The 23,514-nt window shown below is 71.6% G+C and carries 20 protein-coding genes; 6 read left to right on the top strand and 14 right to left on the bottom strand.

Annotation, left to right across the window (positions count from 1 at the left end):
- Positions 1 to 5: 5 nt before the first annotated feature.
- From ABH937_RS24805 to ABH937_RS24785, 5 genes are all read right to left on the bottom strand, one after another.
- Positions 6 to 590, bottom strand: coding sequence for a Dps family protein (locus ABH937_RS24805; protein ID WP_370219509.1), 585 nt, complete (start codon positions 588 to 590; stop codon positions 6 to 8).
- A gap of 150 nt (positions 591 to 740) precedes the next feature.
- Positions 741 to 1,376 (bottom strand): FMN reductase, encoded by a 636-nt coding sequence (locus tag ABH937_RS24800; protein ID WP_370219508.1) that lies wholly within the window; start codon positions 1,374 to 1,376, stop codon positions 741 to 743.
- Positions 1,373 to 2,467 carry an LLM class flavin-dependent oxidoreductase gene (locus ABH937_RS24795; RefSeq protein WP_370219507.1) on the bottom strand — a complete coding sequence of 365 codons (1,095 nt, stop codon included), beginning with the start codon at positions 2,465 to 2,467 and terminating at the stop codon, positions 1,373 to 1,375. The genes ABH937_RS24800 and ABH937_RS24795 overlap by 4 nt, the downstream gene beginning before the upstream one ends.
- 103 nt (positions 2,468 to 2,570) lie before the next feature.
- Entirely contained in the window at positions 2,571 to 3,632 is a 1,062-nt protein-coding gene (locus ABH937_RS24790; RefSeq protein ID WP_370219506.1) for an alpha/beta hydrolase, read from the bottom strand.
- Between the two features lie 73 nt (positions 3,633 to 3,705).
- Positions 3,706 to 4,050, bottom strand: coding sequence for a WhiB family transcriptional regulator (locus tag ABH937_RS24785; RefSeq protein WP_280689501.1), 345 nt, complete (start codon positions 4,048 to 4,050; stop codon positions 3,706 to 3,708).
- Positions 4,051 to 4,316: 266 nt separating this feature from the next.
- Between ABH937_RS24785 and ABH937_RS24780 the strand changes: the two genes are divergently transcribed.
- The 6 genes from ABH937_RS24780 to ABH937_RS24755 all read left to right on the top strand — a co-directional run bounded on the left by ABH937_RS24780 (position 4,317) and on the right by ABH937_RS24755 (position 13,745).
- A complete protein-coding gene (locus ABH937_RS24780; RefSeq protein ID WP_370219505.1) occupies positions 4,317 to 6,656 on the top strand; it encodes a helix-turn-helix domain-containing protein in 2,340 nt (779 codons plus the stop codon).
- A gap of 151 nt (positions 6,657 to 6,807) precedes the next feature.
- On the top strand, positions 6,808 to 9,555 hold the full coding sequence (locus ABH937_RS24775; RefSeq protein ID WP_370219504.1) for a helix-turn-helix transcriptional regulator: 2,748 nt from the start codon (positions 6,808 to 6,810) through the stop codon (positions 9,553 to 9,555).
- Between the two features lie 159 nt (positions 9,556 to 9,714).
- Positions 9,715 to 10,971, top strand: a complete 1,257-nt coding sequence (locus ABH937_RS24770; RefSeq protein WP_370219503.1) for an extracellular solute-binding protein — start codon at positions 9,715 to 9,717, stop codon at positions 10,969 to 10,971.
- On the top strand, positions 10,943 to 11,839 hold the full coding sequence (locus ABH937_RS24765) for a carbohydrate ABC transporter permease (protein ID WP_370219502.1): 897 nt from the start codon (positions 10,943 to 10,945) through the stop codon (positions 11,837 to 11,839). Before ABH937_RS24770 ends, ABH937_RS24765 begins: the two co-directional genes overlap by 29 nt.
- Before the next feature lie 11 nt (positions 11,840 to 11,850).
- The gene (locus ABH937_RS24760; protein WP_370219501.1) at positions 11,851 to 12,666 is read left to right on the top strand and encodes a carbohydrate ABC transporter permease; all 816 of its coding nucleotides are present in this window, start codon (positions 11,851 to 11,853) and stop codon (positions 12,664 to 12,666) included.
- A 98-nt stretch (positions 12,667 to 12,764) separates the two neighbouring features.
- Entirely contained in the window at positions 12,765 to 13,745 is a 981-nt protein-coding gene (locus ABH937_RS24755) for a helix-turn-helix domain-containing protein (RefSeq protein WP_370219500.1), read from the top strand.
- 9 nt (positions 13,746 to 13,754) lie between these two features.
- On the opposite strand, the gene ABH937_RS24750 is transcribed toward ABH937_RS24755, so the two are convergent.
- The 9 genes from ABH937_RS24750 to ribA form a co-directional block, all read right to left on the bottom strand.
- Positions 13,755 to 15,224, bottom strand: coding sequence for a hypothetical protein (locus tag ABH937_RS24750; protein ID WP_370219499.1), 1,470 nt, complete (start codon positions 15,222 to 15,224; stop codon positions 13,755 to 13,757).
- A gap of 324 nt (positions 15,225 to 15,548) precedes the next feature.
- Positions 15,549 to 16,532 carry a helix-turn-helix transcriptional regulator gene (locus ABH937_RS24745; RefSeq protein ID WP_370219498.1) on the bottom strand — a complete coding sequence of 328 codons (984 nt, stop codon included), beginning with the start codon at positions 16,530 to 16,532 and terminating at the stop codon, positions 15,549 to 15,551.
- A gap of 122 nt (positions 16,533 to 16,654) precedes the next feature.
- Positions 16,655 to 17,887 (bottom strand): galactosyltransferase-related protein, encoded by a 1,233-nt coding sequence (locus ABH937_RS24740; RefSeq protein WP_370219497.1) that lies wholly within the window; start codon positions 17,885 to 17,887, stop codon positions 16,655 to 16,657.
- A 15-nt stretch (positions 17,888 to 17,902) separates the two neighbouring features.
- Positions 17,903 to 19,213, bottom strand: a complete 1,311-nt coding sequence (locus tag ABH937_RS24735; protein ID WP_370219496.1) for an MFS transporter — start codon at positions 19,211 to 19,213, stop codon at positions 17,903 to 17,905.
- A complete protein-coding gene (locus tag ABH937_RS24730; protein WP_370219495.1) occupies positions 19,210 to 20,226 on the bottom strand; it encodes a hypothetical protein in 1,017 nt (338 codons plus the stop codon). Before ABH937_RS24730 ends, ABH937_RS24735 begins: the two co-directional genes overlap by 4 nt.
- Entirely contained in the window at positions 20,223 to 21,116 is an 894-nt protein-coding gene (locus ABH937_RS24725; protein WP_370219494.1) for an LLM class flavin-dependent oxidoreductase, read from the bottom strand. Before ABH937_RS24725 ends, ABH937_RS24730 begins: the two co-directional genes overlap by 4 nt.
- Positions 21,113 to 22,270 (bottom strand): bifunctional diaminohydroxyphosphoribosylaminopyrimidine deaminase/5-amino-6-(5-phosphoribosylamino)uracil reductase RibD, encoded by a 1,158-nt coding sequence (gene ribD / locus ABH937_RS24720; protein ID WP_370219493.1) that lies wholly within the window; start codon positions 22,268 to 22,270, stop codon positions 21,113 to 21,115. Before ribD ends, ABH937_RS24725 begins: the two co-directional genes overlap by 4 nt.
- 3 nt (positions 22,271 to 22,273) lie before the next feature.
- Positions 22,274 to 22,825, bottom strand: a complete 552-nt coding sequence (locus ABH937_RS24715) for an NADPH-dependent FMN reductase (protein WP_370219492.1) — start codon at positions 22,823 to 22,825, stop codon at positions 22,274 to 22,276.
- 42 nt (positions 22,826 to 22,867) lie between these two features.
- Positions 22,868 to 23,509 carry a GTP cyclohydrolase II gene (gene ribA / locus ABH937_RS24710; RefSeq protein ID WP_370219491.1) on the bottom strand — a complete coding sequence of 214 codons (642 nt, stop codon included), beginning with the start codon at positions 23,507 to 23,509 and terminating at the stop codon, positions 22,868 to 22,870.
- Positions 23,510 to 23,514 lie beyond the last annotated feature (5 nt).

Below are 23,514 nucleotides of genomic sequence, written 5' to 3'. Positions count from 1 at the left end.
GCAGGTCACAGCCGCACCAGCGGGACGTCCACCAGGTGCTCGGCCAGGAACCACACCTGCGCCTCGCCGGTGCGCACGACCTGGGAGACCAGCAGGTCGTTCGTCCCGTCGTCGCCGAGCTCCGCCACCCGGCGGGCGGCATCGCGGGCGTCGATCAGGATCGCCTCGTGCGCCGCCAGCAGCCGTGACAGCATCGCCGGCACCTCCTCGACGCCGTCCGGCGGACGCGGGATCGAGGTGATCTCCGCGACGTGCCGCGGGTCGCCGACCGCCACGCCACCCAGGGCCTGCACCCGCTCGGCGAGCGCGTCCACCAGCGCCAGCTGCTCGTCCGCGTGCTTGTCCAGCAGCAGGTGCAGCTGGTAGAAGGTCGCTCCGCGCATCAGCCAGTGGTGCTTCTTGTAGAGCGTGTAGAGGATGCTGGTGTCCGCCAGTACCCGGTTGAGCCGCTGGCAGGCGTACAGGCGGGCGTCGTAGGAGAGACCGAGCGGCACCTGGTTGACGGTGCCGAACTCCTGGATCTCCTCGCCCTTCTGGTGCAGCAGCGGCTGGCTGCTGCCGCTGACGGTGGGGTGGTCGGAACTGGTCATGGGAACTCCTTGGGGGGGTAGCGGGGTTTCAGCGGAACATCGACTCGAGCCAAGCTAGGGGCACCTGAACTGCGGGTATGGGCCTGGAGTGCACCGACCGTTGCCCCTGGGCGCACCGTCACCAGGTCGGGGCGGCAAGCGGTCGCGCGATCACCGGCGACCGACGGCGAGCGCCGCCAACTGCTCCTCGAACGGGACGACGGTCTCGGCCGTGGCGCGCGCGGGCACCGGCCGGCCCGTCATCAGATCGGCCAACTCGCCTGCCGCGCGGGCGATCCGGGCGGCCAGGCCGCCGCTGGCGTCACCGGTCGAGCCCCAGTCCTCGGAGGCCGCGTAGACGGCGGTGGGCGCCACCACGGCCCGCAGATAGGCGAAGAGCGGTCGCATGGCGTGCTCCAGGGCCAGCGAATGCCGGGCGGTTCCACCGGTGGCGGCGACGAGCACCGGAGCGCCGGTGAGCGCGTCCTTGTCGATCACGTCCACGAAGGACTTGAAGAGGCCGCTGTACGACGCACTGAAGATCGGCGTCACGGCGATCAGCCCGTCCGCCGCGGTGACCGCCTCGATCGCCGCGCGCAGCGCGGGCGGCGGGAAGCCGGTGACCAGATTGTCGGCGATCTCCCGTGCCAGGTCGCGCAGTTCGATCACCTGGAGGTCGACCTCCCGTCCGCCGTAGCGCAGTTGACGTATGGTGGCGTCGGTGATCCGGTCGGCCAGCAGCCGGGTCGACGACGGGACCGAGAGCCCGGCCGCGACCACCGCCAAGTGCAGGGCGCCGTCGCTCACTTGGCCACCTCCAGGACCTCGGTGGCCTCGGCGACCCGGGCGGCGTGAGTGGGGCCGTCGGGGACCCTGGCCGGCCGGCCGGTGGCGAACTCCTTGCGCAGCACCGGGACGACCTCCTCGCCGAGCAGGTCGAGCTGCTCCAGGACGGTCTTCAGCGGCAGTCCGGCGTGGTCCATCAGGAAGAGCTGGCGCTGGTAGTCGCCGAAGGTCTCCCGGAAGGTCAGCGTCTTCTCGATGACCTCCTGCGGGCTGCCGACGGTCAGCGGGGTCTGCTCGGTGAACTCCTCCAGCGAGGGTCCGTGCCCGTACACCGGCGCGTTGTCGAAGTACGGGCGGAACTCGCGCACCGCGTCCTGGGAGTTGCGGCGCATGAACACCTGCCCGCCGAGGCCGACGATCGCCTGCTCGGGGGTGCCGTGGCCGTAGTGGGCGTAGCGCTCGCGGTAGAGGTTGATCAGCTTCTGGAAGTGCTCCTTGGGCCAGAAGATGTGGTTGGCGAAGAAGCCGTCACCGTAGTACGCGGCCTGCTCGGCGATCTCGGGCGAGCGGATCGACCCGTGCCAGACGAACGGCGGCACGCCGTCCAGCGGGCGCGGCGTCGAGGTGAAGGACTGCAACGGGGTGCGGAAGCGGCCCGACCAGTCCACCGTCTCCTCGCGCCAGAGCTCGTGCAGCAGCGCGTAGTTCTCGATCGCGAGCGGCAGGCCCTGGCGGATGTCCTGGCCGAACCACGGGTAGACCGGGCCGGTGTTGCCGCGACCCATCATCAGGTCCACCCGGCCGTCGGCGAGATGCTGGAGCATCGCGTAGTCCTCGGCGATCTTCACCGGGTCGTTGGTGGTGATCAGCGTGGTGGAAGTGGAGAGGATGATCCGCTCGGTGCGGGCGGCGATCCAGCCGAGCATGGTGGTGGGCGAGGACGTCACGAACGGCGGGTTGTGGTGCTCGCCGGTGGCGAAGACGTCCAGGCCGACCTCCTCCGCCTTGAGCGCGATGGCGACGATGGCCTTGATCCGCTCGTGCTCGCTCGGCGTTCGCCCGCTGGTGGGGTCGGGGGTCACATCTCCGACGCTGAATATTCCGAACTGCACGTGTCATCACCCTCTGTGCTGAATGTCGTTGTGGTCAATCGCGTCGGGGCCAGGGATCAACATCCCCGGCCCCAACGGGCTTCCGTCGTCGTGGCGGGAACGGTCAGCCGTGCAGCGTCGTGTAGAGGAACGCGTCGGCCTGCGCGACGGCGGCCTGGGCGGCGTTGGTGTTCCTGAGCGCGTTGAGCATCGCGAAGTCGTGGATGACGCCCTCGTAGCGGACGGCGGTGACGTCGTCGCCGGCCGCCCGCAGCTTGGCCGCGTAGGCCTCGCCCTCGTCGCGCAGCACGTCCGCCTCGTCCGTGATGACCAGTGCCTTCGGCAGGCCCTTGAGCTGGGTCAGGTCGGCACGCAGCGGCGACGCCAGGATGTTGCTGCGGTCCGCCTTGTTCGGGGCGTAGGCGTTCCAGAACCACTGCATCGACTTGCGGGTGAGCCAGGGTCCGTCGGCGAACTGGTTGTAGGAGGAGTCGTCGAAGGCGGCGTTGGTGACGGGGTAGAAGAGCAGCTGGCCCGCCAGCTTCGGACCGTTCTGCTGCTTGGCCATCAGCGTGACCGCGGCGGTCATGTCGCCGCCCACGCTGTCGCCGGCCACCGCGATCCTGGAGCCGTCGACGTTGATCTCGCTGCCGTGCTCGGCGACCCACGTGGTGGCGGCGTACGCCTGCTCGATGGGCACCGGGAACTGCGCCTCGGGGGAGGGCGTGTAGTCGACGAAGATCACCGCGGCGTGTGCCCCGTTGGCGATCTCGCGGACCAGGCGGTCGTGCGTGCCCTCGTCGCCCAGGACCCAGCCGCCGCCGTGGAAGTACATCACCACCGGAAGCTTGCCCTGGACGCCCTGGGGGCGGACGATCCGGATGGTCACCTGGCCCGTCGGCCCGACGTTCAAGGTGCGGTGCGAGATGTCGGCCGGCTGCAGCGGGACCGGTCCCGACTGGACGCCGTCGAGGGCCTTGCGTGCGTTCGCGTACGACAGCGTGTAGATGGGCGGGTTCTTGGCGGCGGCGTCGGCGAAAGCCTGGGCGTCGGGCTCCAGCACCACCTGAGGGTGCTGGGCCGCGGAGTTCGGCGCCGACTGGGCCGCCGGGGCGGCGAGCACCAGGACGAGCGGGACGGCGGCCAGCGCGAGTGCGGCTCTGCGGCCGGTGCGGGGTGTGTACATCAGAAGATCTCCGTTGCTAGAGGTAGAAGGCGGAACGTGCGTATCGGGCGTCGAGTTGTCGGTCTGTTGGGAGCTAACCGCCGCCGGGCCGCGCCGTGTTGATTCCAGGTGCCGTCCCCTGTCCCCTCCCGGTACTGCCGGAGGGTGCGTGGCAGGCCCTTCTGGTCAACTCGCGGCGCTCACCCTCGCTGAGTCCACCCCAGACGCCGTACGGCTCCCCGGCGTGCAGGGCGAACTGCGCACAGGTTTCGAGCACCGGGCAGCTTGCGCACACCCGCCGGGCCCGGGCCTCACGCTCGCGGCGGGCCTTGCGGCGCTCACCGTGAGGTGAGTAGAAGTCCACGGCATTCATGCCGCGGCAGGCAGCTGACTGCTGCCAGGCCCACTGCTGCAACAGTGGCTTGTACGGCTTGGGCATGAGGTGGCCTCCTCGGTCTCGAGCCCTTCGCGGAACGCCGTCACGCTAGGACGGGATGCCGCGGCGAAGTGCCCGGCGCGTGCACGTCCGGTGCTCCGTGAGCGCCCGGGAATCGGCCTGCCCGGCTCGCTGTGCGCGCACAGGCAAGAACCGGTGCGTCGACGGCGAAGGGCGCACCCGCGGAACTCGCTACGGTCGGCCTGACCGGTGACCAAGGAGCACTGGAGCGAGCCGTCGTGGTGGACGGACAGTCAGTCAGGAGTGCGATGGAGAGCCGGAGCGGGACGCCGTTCGGCCGGCTGCTGCGCGAGCTCCGGCAGGACCGTGGTCTGACGATCGAGGAACTGGCCGAAGCGTCGGGTGTGTCGGGGCGCGCGATCGGCGACATGGAGCGGGGGCGGAGCCTGCGCCCGCGTCGTGGCACGGTCACCGCGCTCGTCCAGGGTCTGCGGTTGGACGAAGCGGCGCATGCCGAACTGCTGTCGGTCGCCCGCGCCGGCCGTCCGGGCGCGGAGCCGGTCGCCGCCGTCAAGGCGTCGCCCTACACGTTGCCCAGAGGTGTCCGGGACTTCGTCGGGCGGCACGCGGAGCTGGCGGTGCTGCGGGCTCTTGCGCAGCGACCCGCCGAGGACGGCGCGAGGCCGGGCAGCGGATGGGATGCTCCGGCGCCGCCGGTGGCCGTGGTGTTCGGCGCGCCCGGCAGCGGCAAGAGCACCCTGGCGGTCCGGCTGGCCGAGGAGCTGGCGCCAGGGCTGGCGGACGGGGCGTTCCTGCTGGACATGCGGGGCCTGGACGCGCAGCCGCTGTCGGCCCAGGAAGCGGCGCTGCGCCTGCTGGGCGCCTGGGGCGCCGATGAGCTCGAGTTGGTGCGGCTGAGCCCGCAGGAGCGTCTCGCGCGCTACCACGCGACCGCGGCCGGGCTCCGGGGGATCCTCGTGCTGGACGATGCCGGTAGCGAGTCCCAGGTCAGGCCGCTGCTGCCGCGCGAGGGGAGTCTGCTGGTGGTGGTGACCAGCCGTCGCACCCTCGCCGGCCTGGAGGGAGTGCAGCGCGTGGAGCTGGGCGCCCTGACCCAGCAGGAGTCCACCTCGTTGCTGCGCGCCGTCGTCGGCGCAGGGCGGGTGGACGCGGAGCCCGAGGCCGCACGCTCGGTGACCGAGTCCTGCGGGCACCTTCCGCTGGCCCTGCGGGTGGCCGCGAACTGGGCCGCCACCCGGACGAACTGGAGCCTGCAGCGGCTCGCCACCCGGCTCACCGACGAGGATCGCCGGCTGGACTCGCTCAGCGCCGGTGACCTGCGGGTCAACTCGGCCTTCTCGCTGTCCTACTCGCGTCTGGCTCCCGGGGCGGCCCGGCTGTTCCGGCTGCTGTCGCTGGTGCCGGGAGCGGACTTCAGCGCCCCGCTGGCGGCCGTGCTCGCGGGCGTGTCCCTGCCCGTGGCGGAGGACGTCCTGGAGGAACTGCTGGAGGCCGGTCTGTTGATGACCTACCGTCAGGACCGCTACCGCTTCCACGATCTGCTGCGCCTGTACGCCAGGTCCCAGCACCGCCTGGTGGACGGCGAGCAGGAGTCGGCGGCCGCCCGTTTCGGCCTGCGGTCCTGGCTGCTCGACACGGTCGTCGTCGCCGGTCGCGGGTACGGGCCGGACCACGGTGCGCCGGTACCGGACCCCCGCGGGCTGCTCGTGCTGGAGGACCGTGCGCAGGCCCTGCAGTGGATCAAGGCGGAGAGCGACAACTGGTTGGCGGCCTTCCGCGAGGCCGCCGAGGGCGGTGAGCACGCCAGGGTCGACGCGGTCTCGGGAGCCATGCGCCTGATCTCCGACGACTGGGTGTCCTGGGGCCACTGGGTCGAGATCTTCGAACACGCGGCCCGGGCCGCGGCGGCTCTCGGCGATGCCGTCAGGGAGGCCAGCCACCGCAACGACCTCGCGTGGGCCTACTGGGTCTGCGAGAACCGCCATGACGACGCGATCACCGCCGCCACCTGCGCGCTCGCGCTCGCCGAGGCCTGCGGAGACCTCGTCCAGCAAGCCAGGGCGCACGTGCGACTGAGCGTCATGCAACACGCGGTCGGCGACGCGTCCGCCGCAGCCGACAGCTGTCGCCGGGCCATGGACCTGTTCGTCCAGGCCGATGACATCACCGGATACCTCCCGGCCTGCAACGTGAGCATCAAGTTGCTGCAGGAGGCCGGTCGCATGCAGGAAGCCATCAAGGCCTACCAGGAGGTCATGGACGCTTACGCCGACCCGCGCAACCGCGACCGCATCCCGCCGAACGTCCGGGAGATCACCGGCCTGATCGCCACCTTCCACGTGTCGTTCGTCCATCTCGACCTCGGGCACTGGGCGGAGGCGGTCGACACCCTGCGGTCCATCCGCGGGCAGCTCGAGGCCCGTGGCTATCACCGCCGCGAAGGCCAGCTCCACCTCCACCTCGCCCATGCGCTGGCCCACCTCGGTGCGGACGCCGAGGCCGCCACCGAGTACCGCACCGTGCTCACGCTGGCAGGCCGGATCCCCGCAGCCCTGGTGGACGAGGCCCGCGCAAGCCTTCAGGCCCTCGCCGACGGTCGGCTCTCGCCGCCGACCCGGTTCGAATGAGTGATGCGACAGACGCTCTGACGAATCGCTGCTGCCGGTGGTGTGGCCGGAGTCACCCGCCCCATGGACCATCCTGAGCTGCCGTTCCTTGGATAATGGGCACATCCGGCGCGTCGTTCGCGCCCGGAGTGTGGGCAGGAAGGGCGCGTGAGTGGCGGGGTCGAGCGGATCGCTGTCCCGTCGCGGTCTGCGCGGCCGAGAGCTGGAACTCGAAGAGCTGCGGGCGCTGATCGCCAAGGTGGCCCGCACCGGAAGCGGGGGACTGGCCCTGCTCCAGGGGGAGCCGGGGATCGGAAAGAGCACGCTGCTCGCCGAGGCCGTCACCGGGGCCAGGGCAGCGGGATTCTCGGTCGGTCTCGGCAAGGCCGACGAGCTGCATCGCCTTGTGCCGCTCTCGTCGCTCGCGGCCTGCGTCCTGCACGGCGATCAACCGCTGCTCTCCGGCGATGCCTTCGCCGATCTCGCGCGCCATCACGATCAGCGGATCTGGCTGGTGGAGCGCATAGCGGAGGCGATCGAAGCCAGAGCCGGCAGTGTGCCGGTGCTGATCGCCCTGGACGACGTGCAGTGGGCCGACCCGCTGAGCCGGTTCGCCCTGAAGCAGTTGCCGACCCGCCTGTGGACCTCGCCGGTGCTGTGGATCCTGGCCGGGCGACCGGAGCCCGCCGGGCCGGCGGAAGAGATCGTCGCGGCCGCGCGGGCCACGCTGGCGACGCTCACCGTGCCGCTGGGGCCGCTGTCCGGCGCGGCCATCGGCCAACTGGCCGACGACACACTGGGTGCGGCCGTCGACGAGCGGGTGCGGGACCTGCTCGGCGGAGCCGGCGGGAATCCGTTCCTGGCGGTCGAGATGCTCGCGGGACTGCGGACCGCCGAAGGCTCCGCTGAACTCGTGCCCCCGGGGCTCGTGGTGGGTGTGCGCGGCCGGCTCAGCTCCCTGCAGCCCAGCACGCTGCGCTTGCTGCGGATGGGAGCGGTGCTGGGACGCAGGTTCGGCTTCCACGACGCCGGCGCGCTCTGTGGCCGGCCGTCCAGCACGCTGATCGCGGCGCTCGAGGAGGCGGTGCGGGTCGGACTCCTGGACGACGACGGCGATCAGCTGGTCTTCCGGCATGATCTGCTGCGCCAGGCCGTCTACCTCGACATCCCGCCCTCCGCCCGGAAGGCACTGCACCGAGAGGCCGCCAACCACCTGCTCGCCGCGGGCCGCCGGCCGATCGACGCGGTGCCGCACATCCTCGAAGGCGCCCTGCCCGGTGACGAGGAAGCGGTGGCGCTGCTGCGGCGAGCCGCCGACGACGTGCTGCCCCTCGCACCGGGTCTCGCGGCCGACCTGACCACGCGAGCCCTGGAACTGGTGCCGTCAGCACGGCCGTTGAGGTTCGTCGTGGGTGAGCAGGCGATCGTCTGCCTGACCCGGGCCGGCCGGAACCGAGAGGCGCTGGCAACCGGCGACCGGCTGCTGGACTGCCGACCGCCGCTGGAGGCGTTCAGCCGGCTGCAGGCCGCCCTCGGCGGGACGCTGTGGAACATGGATCTCGCCGGCGAGTTGCGCCGCCGGGCCGAAGCGGCCCTCGCCGTCGGCGGCGCCGCCCCGGAGGTCGGGGCGAGGCTGGCGGCCCTGCGCGCGCTGGCGCTCTCCCGCGACGATGATCTCCTCGCGGCGCGTGCGGCCGGCGAGAGCGCGCTGCGCGCCGCCACCGCGAGCGGTGACCGGGAGGCGCACGTGCTGTCGCTGTGCGCGCTCGGCGAGATCGCGCTGAACGCGGGTGAGAACGCCGTGGCACTGGAGCAGTTCGCCGCGCTCAGTGCCGTCGACTCGGCTTTCCTGCCCGAAGAGATCGTCGCGCACCAGCACCTGGACGACTTCGAGGCCAGCGAACGACTGCTCCTGCGGGCGGCGGACCAGGCCGGGTCGCCCCGTCAGGCCATGCTGTTGTGGGGACAGGGCCAGCACGACCTGGCGCTCGGCAGGCTCGCCGACGCCGACGCCGACTTCGTGACGATGGAGCGCCTGGAAGACGACGTGCGGGTACCCGTCAAGCAGGTGAACTCAGCCGTGATCCGCTCCCAGATCGCCCTGCTGCGCGGCGATCGGGAAGCGGCGCGGCAGCACCTGGCCACGGCGCGGACCAGACTGGCGACCAGACCGAACCCGGGCAACAGGGCCGCGGTGCGCTTCCTGGAAGCGGTCCACGCCGAGGCCGACGGGGACATCGGGCTCGCCGTCGACAGGATTCGGCAGGTGCAGCAGGAAGGTCCCTTCATGCGCTGGCGACTGCTTCGCGAGCAGATCGATGCCGCGATCCGCATGGCCCTGCGAGGCGCCGACCGCGAGCTCGCCGAGGACCTGGCCGCGCAGGCCGCCGCCTACGCCGAACGCAACCCGGCCGTGCCCACCGCCGCGGGCATCGCGGCGCAGGCCGCCGGGCTCGTGAACGACGATCTCGCCATGCTGGAACACTCCGTGACCCTGCTCAAGCCCGGCCCGCGCCCGCTGGTCCGGGCCGCCGCCTATGCCGATCTCGGGCGGGCACTCCTGGCAGCAGGCCGGAAGCCTCAGGCAGTGGCGGCCCTGACACACGCCCAAGGCACGTTCGCCGGATCGGGCGCCCACGCCGCGGCGGCACGCGTGCAGCGCGAGCTGGACGGTGCGGGAGCCGGCAGCCAGCGGGCGGCGGTCGTACCGCGCCCCGTCCAGGGTTGGGCGGCGCTCACGGCCTCGGAGAAGAAGGTCGCCCGCCTCATCGCCGCGGGCCGCACCAACCGGTCGGCCGCCGACCTGCTCATCGTCTCGCCGCACACGGTCAACACCCACCTGACCTCGGTCTTCCGCAAGCTGTCGATCAACTCCCGGGTGCAGCTTGCCAACCTGGTCACGGCCTTGCCCGACGACTGAGCGGGCCTGACCGGCGCCCGCCACGGAGGCGACCCCGGGACGCCCGGCCGTTGCCCGCAGGCCTAGGCTGATCGAGTCGCCAACGGGTGATCTTGGATGCCCCTCTCTTCACCTCCACCGACACCCCGGCCACCCACGACACCCGGCAAAGGCACCACCATGACCTCACCAGCCAGACCACTGGCGCGGCGGATCTCCGCCCGCCTGGGGACCGGAATCGTCACCCTGGTCCTGGTCGCCACCGGGTGCGGTGGGCCAACCGGTGCGGGGTCCGCGACGGGCAAGGTCACCTCCATCACCGCGCTCGACTACTACACCGACGAACCCGAACACACCCAGTGGGCCGAGTCGCTCACCGCCTGCGGCAAGAGCGTCGGCGTGGCGGTCCAGCAGACCAGCGTGCCGGGGCCGTCGCTGATCCCCAAGGTCCTTCAGCAGGCGTCCTCGCGGACCCTTCCCGACCTGTTGATGCTGGACAACCCCGACCTGCAGCAGATCGCCCAGAGCGGCGCGCTGACCTCGCTGGACCAGTACGGCATCGACTCCAGCGGCTTCGCCGAGGGCATCCGGTCGGCCAGCACCTACCAGGGGAAGCTGTACGGACTGGCGCCCGACGTCAACACGATCGCCCTCTTCTACAACAAGGACATGCTCGCCGAGGCCGGTGTCGCCGTGCCGGGGACCTGGCAGGAGTTGAAGGCGGCGGCGGCCGAGCTGACCCGCCCCGGGCGCTACGGCATGGCAGTGGACGCGAACGCCACCTTCGAGGGCACCTGGCAGTTCCTGCCCTTCCTGTGGTCCAACGGCGGGGACGAGAAGCAACTGGACACCCCGCAGGCCGCGCAGGCCCTCCAGCTCTGGGTCGACCTGGTGAAGAGCGGATCCATGTCGACGTCGGTGCTGAACTGGAATCAGGCCGACGTCAGCGATCAGTTCGTCGCCGGCCGGACGGCCATGATGATCAACGGCCCGTGGCGGATCCCCGCCCTGAACCAAGCGACGACCCTGCACTGGGGGGTGGCCACCATCCCCGTCCCGCAGGCGGGGCAGACCCCGGTCACACCGCTCGGCGGTGAGGTGTGGACGGTCCCGCAGAGCGCGTCCAAGGCCCGGCAGCAGAAGGCCGCCCAGGTCCTCGCCTGCCTGAACGACTCCACGAGCATGATCGCCCTGGCCGAGCAGCACTTCACCGTGCCCTCCCGCTCGGCGGCGGCTGCCCAGTACGCCGAACAGGACCCGTCGATGGCTGCCTTCGTGACCAGCGTCGAAGCGGCCCGGGCCCGAACCAGCGAACTCGGCGTCGGCTGGCCCAGAGCGGCGACCGGGATATACACCGCGATCCAGTCCGCGCTGACGGGCGAGCAGACACCGGAGGAAGCACTCAAGCATGCGCAGCAGATCGCGACCAGCCCCTGACCCGTCCCCGTGGCTGTTCATCGCGCCCGCAGCGACATACCTGCTGCTGTTCTTCGGCTACCCGGTCGTCAAGAACCTCGTGATGAGCTTCCAGCAGTACACGATCACGACCTTCTACACCGGCGCCGCGCCGTACGTCGGGCTGCGCAACTACTCGACGATCCTCTCCTCGGACCTGTTCTCCAAAGCCCTGCTGACCACGGTCCTGTTCACCGCCGCTTCGATCTGCGGGCAGTTCGTCATCGGCCTGGCCCTCGCGCTGTTCTTCCAGCGCAGCTTCCCGCTCGGCCGGGTGCTGCGCTCGCTCCTGTTGCTGCCGTGGCTGCTGCCGCTGGTCGCCTCCGGGACGACGTGGCGGTGGATGCTCGACACCGACAGCGGAGTCGTCAACGACGTGCTGCGCCACCTGCACCTCCTGCCGTCCGGCGTCCCCTGGCTCACCGGCACCTCGCAGGCACTCGTGTCGGTGACCCTCATCAACATCTGGGTCGGCATCCCCTTCAACACCACGATCCTGTACGGCGGTCTGCAGAACATCCCGACGCAGTTGTACGAGGCGGCGAAGCTGGACGGCGCCGGACCGGTGGCGACGTTCCGCCACGTCACCTGGCCACTGCTGCGGCCCGTGGTGAGCGTCGTGCTGGTGCTGGGCGCGGTCTACACGGTCAAAGTGCTGGACATCATCCTCCTCGTGACCGGCGGAGGACCGGCGAACGCCACCGAGACCATCGCCACCCAGTCCTACGAACTCTCCTTCCAGCAGTTCGAATTCGGGCGCGGTGCCGCGATGAGCAACGTCCTCGTCGTCCTCTCGCTCGTCTTCGCCGTCGGCTACCTGCGCGCCAACCGTCGCGCCACGAGCGTCTGAGCGGTGATCCGGTGAAGCGCGCACCCAATCGGGGTTGGCCGTCCACGATCGTCGGGATCGTCCTGCTCGCGTTGATGCTCTTCCCCGTCTACTGGATGGTGAACGCCTCCCTCCAGCCGGCGGGCAACCTCCTGCGGGGCGACTGGTTCCCCTTCCACCCGGACTTCAGCGGTTACCGCACCGCACTGCGCGATCAGGGAGGCAACCTCGTCACCAGCCTCGTCGTAGCCCTCGGCAGCGTCGTGCTCAGCCTCTCGCTCGCCGCCCCGGCGGCCTACGCGCTGGCCCGGTTCCCGCTCCGGGGAAGCAACCTGGTGCTGCTCGGCATCCTGATCACGCAGATGGTGCCGAGCATCGTCGTGGCCAACGCGCTCTACAGCGCCTACAACGACCTGGGACTCCTGAACTCCTACCTCGGGCTGATCCTCGCCGACTCCACCGCGGGGGTCCCCTTCGCGATCATCGTCATGCGGTCGTTCATGCGGAGCATTCCCCGCGAGATCATCGAGGCCGCGCGCGTGGACGGCGCCGGGAGACTGCGCGTCCTCACAGCCGTGGTGCTCCCGATGAGCGCGAACGCGCTGATCACCGCCGCCCTCTTCACCTTCCTCTTCACCTGGAGCGACTTCCTCTTCGCCCTCACCCTCACCACCACACAGACCGTGCGGCCGGTCACCGTGGGGATCTACCAGTACATCGGCGCATCGACGGACCACTGGAACGCCGTCATGGCCACCGCCGTGCTGGCCTCCGCCCCGGCGGCCGTGCTGCTCGTCCTCGCTCAGCGCCATGTCGCCGCCGGCGCGGCCGGCGGGTCCGTCAAGTGAGGGCACCCGCACCCCGGATCTAGCGGATTCACGCGATGTGTCGAGGTAGCCCCCGCTGGCATGGTGTCCCGAAGAAACACCTGCTCAAGGGGCTCCACATGAATGTCGCACTGACCACGGCCGGCCTGCCGGACGACGACAAGCTCGACTACTGGAACAAGGCCCTCACGCGCACGCTCGTCCCGCAAGCGGTCACACCCCGGGTCAGGACACCGTTCTCGGGCCGGCTCACCTCCTACCGGCTGGGCTATCTCCAGGTCTCCACCATCGAGGCGGACCCGCAGCGCATGAGCCGCACCGACCGGCACATCGCCCAGTCCGACGGGGAGTTCGTCTCCGTCGGACTGCAGAGCTCCGGGCGCGGCGCGCTGGCCCAGAACGGGCGCACCGCCCAGCTGGCGCCTGGCGGGCTCGTGCTCTACGACACGGCCCGTCCCTATACCCTCGACCAGCTCGAGCCCTTCCGCCTGCACGTCTTCCAACTGCCCCGCCGCGTCCTGGCGATGCGCGAGGCGGAGATCCACCGCGTCACCGCGACGGAACTTCCCCCGGACACAGGGATGACGGGCATGCTGACGCCCTTCCTGACCACTCTGGTCACCACCGCCGAGCAGTGGAGCCCGCGGGTGGGCGAACAACTGGCGGGCACCGTCAGCGACCTGCTGGCCGCGCTGATCGGCGAGCAGGCCGCGGAACACGAGCCGCCCGACGGGGGGAGTGCCGGTCGCGGCATGGCACGGCGCGTGCGCGGCTACGTCAACGATCACCTGTCGGACCCCGGCCTCTCCCCCCAGACGGTCGCCGCCCACCACCACATCTCCGTGCGCTACCTGCACCGACTCTTCGAGGGCGAGGGGATGACGATCACGCGGTGGATCCTGCAGCGCCGGCTGGAGGAGTGCAGCCGCGAACTCGCGCGCCGCGGGCGGGTCAGCCCGACCGTGTCCTCGGTCGCGCAACGCTGGGGCTTCGTCAACGCCGCCCACTTCAGCCGCGCCTTCCGCACCGCGTACGGCATGTCGCCACGGGAGTGGCGTAGCACGGCACTCACCACGGACCGGCCGCCGGGTGCCCCTTGAGATCTCCGACTACGAGGCGAGTTTCGCGGCGATCAGCTTCTTGGCGCTCGCCGGTTCGTCGCTCATCCTGAGTCCGTCCCAGTCGAGCCCGAGGGCTGTGACGGTCTTCCGCGCCTCCGCTGCCCGGACCCGGTCGGTGTCCGGTCCGCCCTTGGCCATCTCGTAGAGCGCGGAGGCGTACTCCTCGCGTTTGCTCGGCCCCGCCTTCTTCCAGAAAGCCAGGGTCTTGCCGAGTCGTGCGAGAGCGGGGCGGGTGGGCTTGCCATCGGCGTCGGGCCCGGCCAACTGCTCCCAGCGCCTGGCGAAGTACTTCCATGCCTTGTACGAGGCAAGGCCCAGCCCGAGGGCGGCAGCGGCGCCGGCGAGCCCCCAGCCGACCGGGGTCGCGAGCAGCACGCTCGCGCCGGCGGCCGTGCCCGCGGCGACGGCGATCGAGGTGACGAGAGCGGCGACGCCGCCCGCCGATCCCAGCGCCCCACCCGTCGCGGTGATGATCTTCTTGATCCGGCCACGCTCGTTCTTCCGCACCGCGTATGCCTGGATCATGCGCAGCGAGATCTGCTGGGGTGCGCCCGCCCGATGCTGCTCGACCTCCGCGGCGGCCTCACCGAGCCCGCGTTCCATGGCGACCCGGACGTCCTCCCGCTGTTTCTGTCTCGCCAACGCCTCCAGGAGGCCGGCGTTGGCCTCCTGGAGATTCCGCTCCAACTCGTGGACCTCCAGTCGCGCCTGCTTGAGGGTGTCCAGGTCGGTTCCCAAGGGCCGGTCCATCGGCGAACGGCTCATCTCCTGAACGCGGGCCTGGTACGTCACACTCTTGGACTCGAACAACTCGTCGAGCGCGTACACCAGTTCACGGCATGCGGCGACCTCCTGGTCCGCGGCCTCCAACGCCCTCCTCGGCTCCTGGTCCTCCGCGGACATCAGTGTCCGCAACGCCGTGACCCGCGCATGCGCCTTGGCGGCCTTACGGGCGTACCGTCCCGTCTGCACCACTGTCGCGGGCAGTCCGACCGCGCCGCCTGCCGAGAAGACGGCGTTGTACAGCGGGGTGGCCTGCCCGGCGTAACTCAACGCTCCGCCCGTCCCGTTGAGCACGTTGCCGACCAGGCCGGCGGCGCTCTGGCCGATCTCCGTGCGGGCACTGCCGAGTTCCCGGGATGCCTCCCGGTGCGGCGCGGTGCCCTCCGGATGCGCGTTCCTGCCGTGCTGCGCGTTCCGCATCGCCTTGACGCCGGTGGCGAGCGTGACCCCTGCCGCGATGCTCGAGCCGAAGGGGCCCGCCATGCCACCGGCATAAGAAGCGGGTGTGCTGAAGCTGGGGTCGGTGAACTGCGCCCCGACGGTCGGGCCAGTCGTCGCGGCGACGTTCTGAGCGGCGGTGTCGAGGGTGTCCTTGACCCTGCCCGCGGTGACCTCGCCGTCCTCGGTCTCCCGTGCGATGGTGAGGGCTCGCGACCGTTGGAGTGCCAAGGTCACAGCGGCGTTTCCCATGCTCCGCTGCAGAGCGAGGAGGTCGCCTCGCACCGGGGAGCCGCCGGCTCTACGGGGAGCCGGCGCAGGGTTCCGGTGTGCAGCCGGTGCTTCGGTCTCCCGTTGCGGCTCGCTCCGCTCAGCATGTCTGTGCACACTGCCCTCCCAGCGACGTCCCGCACGCCTCACAGACCGACGCCTCGATCCTCCAGTGCGCGTTCCAGCGGAGCAAGATCGATGACCGGGGACAGGGCTCAAGGTTCCGCTAAGAGCGTCCTGAGGTTACCTGTCGGCCTCCGCCCGGCACCGCCCGTGAGCCCGCCGGCCCGCTCACCGTAGCCAGGCGCGATCGGCGGCGCGGGCGCCGGCCTGGAAGCGGCTGCGCGCGCCGAGGAGATCCATCACCTCCGAGATCAGACGCCTGACGGTGCGTTCGGAGACGCCGAGCTTGCGCGCGGCCATCAGATCGGTGTCGCCCTGGTCGAGAATGCGCAGCAGCGCGTAGTGCTGGCCGGACATGCCGTGCGGGTCGCGGCTCTTGGAGTCGCCCAGTGGCGCGGCGCCCGCCCACACCAGGTCGAAGAGCGCGCACATGGCGGCGACCACGCCCTTGCCGTGCAGCACGGTGGCCGCGTCGGTGCGCTCGGGATCCAGCGGCACCATGGCGACGCTGCGGTCGACGATGATCATGCGCATGGGCAGGGCCGGGACCGTCCGGACCTGCCCGCCGCGCTCGGTGAGCCAGTGCGCGTAGTCGGTGGTCGGCTGGTGGTTGCGCACCGAGTCCAGGAAGGTCGTGCGCACGTCGACCCCGCGACCCAGCAGCTCCTCGTCGAGCGGCCGGCTCGACTCCCGGGCCGCCTCGCTCTGCCCGCCGCCGGGAATGAACGCGAGCACCTGGAACCGGGTTCCGGCGCCGAGTTCCACCAGCCGGTCACGGATCGCGTCCACGCCGACGAGGTCCTCGCCCTGGGTGTACCTGCGGGCGCAGGCCACCTCCGACAGCACGACCTCGATGGCGGCCTGGCACTGCTCGATCTCGTGGCGGCGCCGCGCCAGCTCGGCCTCCTTGCGTGCCAGCAGTGCCTTCAGCCCGAGTTCCGGCACGACCGGTCGCATCACCAGCGGGTCCTCCCAGGAGGACCGCAGGAGGGACAGCCGGGTGAGTTGCTCGTAGGCGGCCGTCACCTCGCCCTCGGTCAGGCCGAGTTCGGCGGGCAGCTCGCACTCGGTCAGGGCAGGGCTGCGCAACAGTGCCAGATACACGGCCTCGGAGGCGTGATCCAGGCCGAACGCCTTCAGTACGGCGGGCATCTCAGGACTCGGCCATGATGACGCGCGGTCTCTGACGGACAGAACCGACAACTCGCTGCATTTCTCGCTCCCCCGTCCTACAACTTCGGAATTGTAGGTCTAGACCACTGCGGAGGCTCGTGTCAACGGTTTACTCCCTGCGGGCCGGGGGCGCGGTCGGCCGCCTGATCGCGCGTCAAGGAGTAGCGATCGATTCGTCCGATCGACTCGGTCGGCCGCCAAGTCATGTAGGGGATCTCATCGTTGCGGGCCGTCTCGTCCGGTCGGCGCAGCGTCACGGGATGCTGGAGATGGACCATGAAGTCGTCGAAGGTGTAGAGCGCCGTCGATGCCTGGAGCCGCAGGACGAGGTCCACGTCCTCGCCGCCCCAGCCCTCGTACCGCTCGTCCATGCCCCCGATGCGGTCGAAGACCTCACGCGTGAGCCAGACGCAGCCGCCCACCGGTCGGCGCACCCAGAAGCCGCGCAGTGCCTGCGGGTCCAGGGTCGCCTCGCCGTCGAGGCAGCGGGCGCCGACGGCGTGCCCGCTCGAGCCGTCGTCCAGGTAGAGCATGTCGCGGTACGGAAGGACGGCGCCCACCCCCGGGCCCCTGAAACGGTCGACGTTCCGGGCGACGAAGCCGCGATCCGGCAGCAGGTCGGCGTCGAAGACGCAGACGGTCTCGGCCTGCGAGGCGGACTGGACGACTCCGACGTTGACGACCCACGCCTTGTTGAACGGGCCTTCGTGCCGGGCGAAGAGGTACTCGTCGGCCACCTGCTCGATCTCCGACTGCCAGCGGGGGGAGTCGTCGGCTTCCACGACCGTCACGGTGTACCCGCCGTCCACCGGTGCCTGGTCCCGCAGACTGCTCAGGCCGGCCAGCAGGTTCCGCAGCCGGTGCCCGGACTCGCTGCGGTCCCGGAACGGGATCACGAGCTGCGCGGCCGCGCCCGCCGGCGCCGGGCGAGCGGGCACCGGCAGGGCCTGATGGGACGACAGAGGGCGCGTCGCACCGGAGACCACGTCAGCCCCCAGGTGGTAGCCGATGCGTCCGCGGTGGGCCGCCTGCCAGGCCAAGTCGGCCAGCTCGGCCATGCGTTCGGGAAAGCGCGAGGCCATCGGTTCGAGCACCTCCACCAGCCGACGGTGGCGTTCCGGGAGCGTCGGCTCCGCCAGCAGCCGGCGAGCCGCGGGCGCCCACGGTGCGCTGTCCTCGTCCCCGGCCAGCTTGGCGATGGACTCGGTCAACGGCTGCACCCGGTACCAGTGGTACGGGTTCGCGGCGCGGGCGTCCCGGTCCGCGTGGAGAACCAGGGCATCGGCGATCAGGCGAGCCACCGATCGCGGGTCGTTCGTGCGGAGCAAGGACATGATGATCTCCCATCCTCACTGACTCTGCGTCAGTGCTGCGGTGTCGGACAGTGGTTGGTTCGCCGGCTGCGCCCTGCCGACAACAGCCGCGGGCGACAGCAGGCGTTCACTGCGGAGCGCGGCGGCGGCGCCCAGCAGCATCAGCGCGGCCACCACCGCCCACAGGGCGGGCCCGCCCGCCAGGCACAGCGCCCCGAACAGCGCCGGCGCCACCGCGGTGGAGGTGGTCCAGGTGAGCTGGAACAACGCGTTGTAGCGGCCGATGGACCCGGGCGGCGCGCTCGCCGCCACCACCGCGTTCACCGCCGGCCCGCAGACCAGCTCCGCGGCGGTCACCGACAGCACCGACGCCGACGCCAGCACGATCCCGCCGGTTCGCGAAACCTGCGCGGCCGCCACCAGCAGCGTCACCGAGACGGCGAACAGGCCCGCCCCGACCACCATGAGCCGGGTGCGCCGCACTCCGGACAGGGCCCTGGTGATCGCGCTCTGGCAGGTGAACACCAGGACGCAGTTGGCGCCGAAGGAGGTGCTGAGCAGCCAGTGCGGCAGGCCCGCGGCCTGGACCAGGAACGCGGGCAGGACGATGGTGGGGAGCGTCCAGCCGAACGAGATCGCGGTGAACGCCAGGCAGAACAGGACGAAGCCCCGGTCCCGCAGCACTCGCCCGCGCGGCGAGCCCGGCAGCTGCCCGCCGGCAGCAGCGGCGCGGGCAGCAGCGGCGCGGGCAGGGCCGGCGGGGGAGCGGGCGACCCGGTGCTGGGACATGACCAGAGCGGCGGCGACCACGGAGGTCGCCGCGTCGATGAGGAGCAGCGCCTCGCCGCTGCGCGCGCTGATGGCCAGCGCTACGGAGGAGACCAGCGCCCCGAGCCCGACGACGCCGTTCTTCAGCACGCTGACGAGCGCGTACCAGTCGTCCAGCTCGCTGCCACGGGCGACGCCGGCCACGTAGACCGGCCAACTCGCCCAGTACAGCCGGTCGGCGAGCATCACCAGGAATCCGGTGCCGACGATCAGCGGGAACGAGTGCGCGGACAGGAACAGCACGTACCCGGTCGCGGCGATCAGGTTGCTCAGTGCCAGTGGCCTGATCGGGCCGAACCGGTCGACCGGGCCACCCAGCAGCGGACCGAAGGGCAGCGCCAGCATGGTGCCCAGGGACAGGGCCAGACCGACACTCGCGGAGGTCAGTGCGGTGTGCTGTAGCAAATAGAGGAACGACAGCGGATAGAAGACCCCGATGCCGAACGCGTCGACGGCCGCGGCCAGCAGGATCAGCCGATGTCCGCGGGTGTCGGGCAGGGCCTGCCAGGAGCGGCTCACGGCGTCCACTCCAGCGGGCCCGGCGGCGCGCTCCAGGCGGCCGTCGCTTCGGGCAACCGTCGCAGCTCCTCGACCCGCCAGCGCGTCACACCGTGGTTGGACCGCAGCCGCGCGCCGAGGCCCACCGCTCGCCACAGCACGTCGGTCAGCTCGTCCGTCCACTGGTCGAGCCAGCGCCGGTACGCCGTCGGACCGATGGCGCCGAGCACGGCGGTGGACAGGTAGCCGCGGACGGCCCGCGCCGTGTGCTCGCACGGCGCCCGCTCCAGCAGCGCCCCGATGGCCACGCCGTACCCGACGACTTCGGCCAGCGGCAGCACCTCCTCCCGCTCCGGGGGCGAGGGACGGTCCGTGATGGCGACGAACACCGCCGCCGGCGCCGCCCCCGGCCAGCTCCGGCCGATCCGCACCAGGTGGTCCGTCCACGAAGCCTGGCGCCACACCGCAGCACCGGCATCCCACAGCGCGATGCGGGCTCGGCCGAGCAGCAGCTGCGGAAGGATCGTGGGCAGCGGGCTGACCTCGTCCCGCAGCCGACCGCGATCCTCCACGGCACTGTGCACGCGGATCAGGACGTCGAGCCCACGCTCCCGCGCGAACGCCGCGACCAGGCTGCCGACCGGCGTCCCGGCGGCCGATGTCCCGGTGGCCGATGTCGCGGCGGCTGATGTCCCGGCGGCCGATGTCCCGGCGTCCGGCCTCCCGGCGGCCGGGTGGCGTGCGGCGTACTCGGCGAACGCGGACGCCTGGCGCGCGGGCAACGCGAAGGCGAGGGCCGGCAGTTGTGCCTGTGGCAGAGCCGCCGCCCACGCGCACCCGCGAAGCGCCGCCAGCCGCACGGCGCTGCCGTTCCACGAGTTCCAGTCGACCTGGAAGGCGAGCGCCGCATCAGGGCGCTGAGCGACCGCCCGCCGGACTTCCTCCGTGAACCCTGGCCCGGGCTCGGCGCCCTCCCGCATGACGAGGTGGTGGGTCGACCCGGTCCCGGTGGCGGTGCCGAGGGCAGGCTTCATGAGGCGTCCCGTCCCGGGCTCGCGCCGGCGGGGACCGGCACGGCGAGGCTGCGGAGATGACCCGCCAGGCAGGCGAGCTGACGGCCGGTCGTGTCGTCGAACGGCAGGTGGAACACCACCCGGTCGAGCCCGGAGGTGGCGTACCGCTCGAGCAGCGGTCCCACCAGGAGCGCGCCGACCTCGACGACCGAGATCCGGCCGAGGTCGCGCACCCCGAGCGGCCTGCTCCGGTCAGCGGTGTCGATCGCCACGCTGAGCTGCATCGTCCTCGGCAGTTCGGGTGCGCCGGGCCGGCCGGCCGGGACGACCCCGGTCAACCGGTCCGGTTCGACGCCGCCCACCATCAGGCCGTCCAGCAGCGGCCCCAGGGCGGAAAGGACGCGCTGGTCCCCGCTCGCCAGCAGGATCGGCGGGGCCTGGAAGGTAGGCGGTGTCTCGAACCGGACGGTGTCCGGCAGGAGCCGGCCACCACGGCGCAGCACATCGTCCAGGGTTCGCACGGTCTCCAGGAGGTTCTCCCGGCGGGTGTCGGGGTCCAGGCCGTACAGGGCGTTGACGTTGGTCCTGGATCCCGCGCCGATGCCGAGCACCAGCTGATTGCCCGACAGTTGCTGCAGCATGACGACGGATCGGGCCATGCTCAGCGGATGCCGGTACCCGGTGCACAGGATGGCCGTGCCGAACTCCTCGAACGGCAGGCCCGTGCCCATGGCGTGGGCGAGGTCCGCCACCGGGTCGCCGGCGACGGCGCGGTCGACACCGTCGTTCTCGGTCAGCGTCACGTCCCTGGTCCACACGCCGGTGAAGCCGAGCCGCGCGATCTCGTGCAACCGGCCGAGGTCGTGCTGCCACGGCGCGTCGTAGAGCGGCAGCAGGATGCCCGTCCTCACGGCAACCACCGCCCTCGGTCCGCGGCCGGGCCACGGTCGGCGCCCGCAAAGGCCGCCCCGCCCGCCCCGCCCGCCCCGGCCGGTGCGGCCGAGATCCGCAGGTCCGGGCCGACCCGGACGCAGTCCCGGAACTCCCAGCGGAGCGCCTCGGAGATGGTGGTGACGCCGACGTCCGCCACGGCGCCGGGGCCCGCACCCAGCAGGGCGGGCGCGATGTAGCCGACGATCTCGTCCACGCACCCGGCGGTCAGGAACCCCGATGCCGCCACCGGTCCGCCTTCGAGCAGGACCGAGCGGATCCCGAGGTCGAGGAGGCCGGCGAGCAGCGCGTCCGGAGCCAGGCGACCGTCGGACGCCTTGACGGCCAGCAGCTCGACGTTCGGCGGGGCCTCTATGTCCGGGTACGTGTCGGGAACGGCGAGCACGGTGCGCGCGGTTCCGTCGAAGACCCGGGCCGCGAACGGGAGGCCGGCCGACCCGGACGCCATGACGACCCTGATCGGTGGCCGTCCGCCGATGCCGTGCCGCACGCCGAGGTGCGGGTCGTCGGCGCGGACGGTGCCGGCACCGACCAGGACCGCGTCATGCGTCGACCGCAGCCGGTGCGCGTCGGCTCGGGCCTGCGCGGAGGTGATCCAGCGCGAGGTGCCGTCGGGCGCCGCGATCCGGCCGTCCAGCGTGGCGCCGAACTTCCAGGTGACCCACGGCCGCGCCCGGGTGACGTTCTTGAGCCAGAACCGGTTGGCCCACCCCGCCTCGGTCGCCAGCACCCCGCCGACGACCTCGATCCCCGCCGCGGCCAGAGCGGCTGCCCCGCCGGCGGCCGGCAGCCAGGGGTCGGCGACGGCGTAGACCACGCGGGCGATGCCCGCCGCGCGCAGCGCTTCGGTGCACGGACCGGTCCGGCCGGTGTGGTTGCACGGCTCCAGCGTGACCACGGCGGTGCCGCCCGCGGCGCGCCCGCCGGCCGCGGCCAGGGCCACGATCTCGGCGTGCGGTTCGCCGGCCCGCTGGTGACACCCCTCGCCCACGATCCGCTGACCGCGGTCGAGCAGAACGCAGCCGACGGTGGGATTGGCGCCGGTGCGTCCCAAGCGGCTCACGGCCAGCTCGACCGCGCGCAGCATGGCGTCGTTCTCGGCCTGTGTGTGCATCGGCTACACCCCCGCCGGAGCGCGGAACAGTGCCGCGAGCCGGTGCAGTTCGGCGGCCATCGCCTGGCAGCGGTCCTGCAGCTCCGCCGATCCCTGGGTCGGCAGGCCGTCGCCCGACAGGAAGTCGTCCGGGCAACTGGCCGCCTGGGTCGGCACCAGCCAGGCGCCCATCGCCTTGGCGACCGTCCGCAGCTGCTCGCACACGACGTTGCCGGTGCGCGGACCGCTCCCGTTGGCCGCGACCGCGACGGGCTTGTCGGCGAACGCGTCGCCGGGGAGTTCGTCCAACACGGCCTTCAGCAGCGCCGAATAGCCGCCGTGGTAGACGGGCGAGACGAGGACGACGGCCTGCGCCGCCCCGACCCGCTCCCGCAACTCCCGCAGCTCCCGCGCGACCTGCGTGGCGGTGCGCCCGAACGGCAGCGCACCCAGCTGCCCGGTGTTGACGATCTCGGGCTCGACGCCGGCCGACTCGAGCGCGTCCGCGATCGCCCGTGCGAGCGCTGCCGTATGGGAGTGCTCACGCGAACTGCCCATGAATACCAGGGCCTTCATACCATTACTCCCCACAATGGCGTCGACATGACGGTTCTCGATTCAGGACGGGCGTCCGCTGAGGGCCAGCGTGTGCCTGGTCACGCGCGCCTTGGTCTCGAGGTAGTAGCGGTTGTCCTCGGTCATGAAGACCCCGGTCGGCACGACGCTGACCACCTCGATCCCGTACTCGGCCAGCTGGGCGGCCTTCTGCGGGTTGTTGGTCAGCAGGCGGATCGCCGAGATGCCCAGCAGCGCGAGCATTTCGGCGGCGACGCGGTAGTCCCGCGAATCCGGCTCCAGGTTGAGCTCCTGGTTCGCGGCGTAGGTGTCGAAGCCACGGTCCTGCAGCACGTAGGCGTCGACCTTGTTGTAGAGCCCGATTCCCCGCCCTTCCTGGCGCAGGTAGAGCAGGCAGCCGCCCTCGTCGGAGATCCGTCGCACGGCCTCCTGCAACTGCGGGCCGCAGTCGCACCGGGCGGACCCCAGCACGTCGCCGGTGAGGCACTCGGAGTGGATGCGCACCAGCGGTACGTGCTCCGGCGCGACGTCGTGGTCGCCGAGGCTGAGGGCGATGTGCTCGTGCTGATCGCTGAGTCCGCGGAAGGTGTGGAGCTTGGCCTCCACGCTGGCACCGGAGTTGAGGTGCATCGGAACGCGGACGGTCGCGCGGATCCGCGCGGACGCGGTCTCGGTGTCGTGCATCGGTT

The sequence above is a fragment of the Kitasatospora sp. GAS1066B genome, assembly GCF_041262605.1.
Classification (GTDB): domain Bacteria; phylum Actinomycetota; class Actinomycetes; order Streptomycetales; family Streptomycetaceae; genus Kitasatospora.
This window is presented reverse-complemented; position numbering and strand designations above follow the sequence as displayed.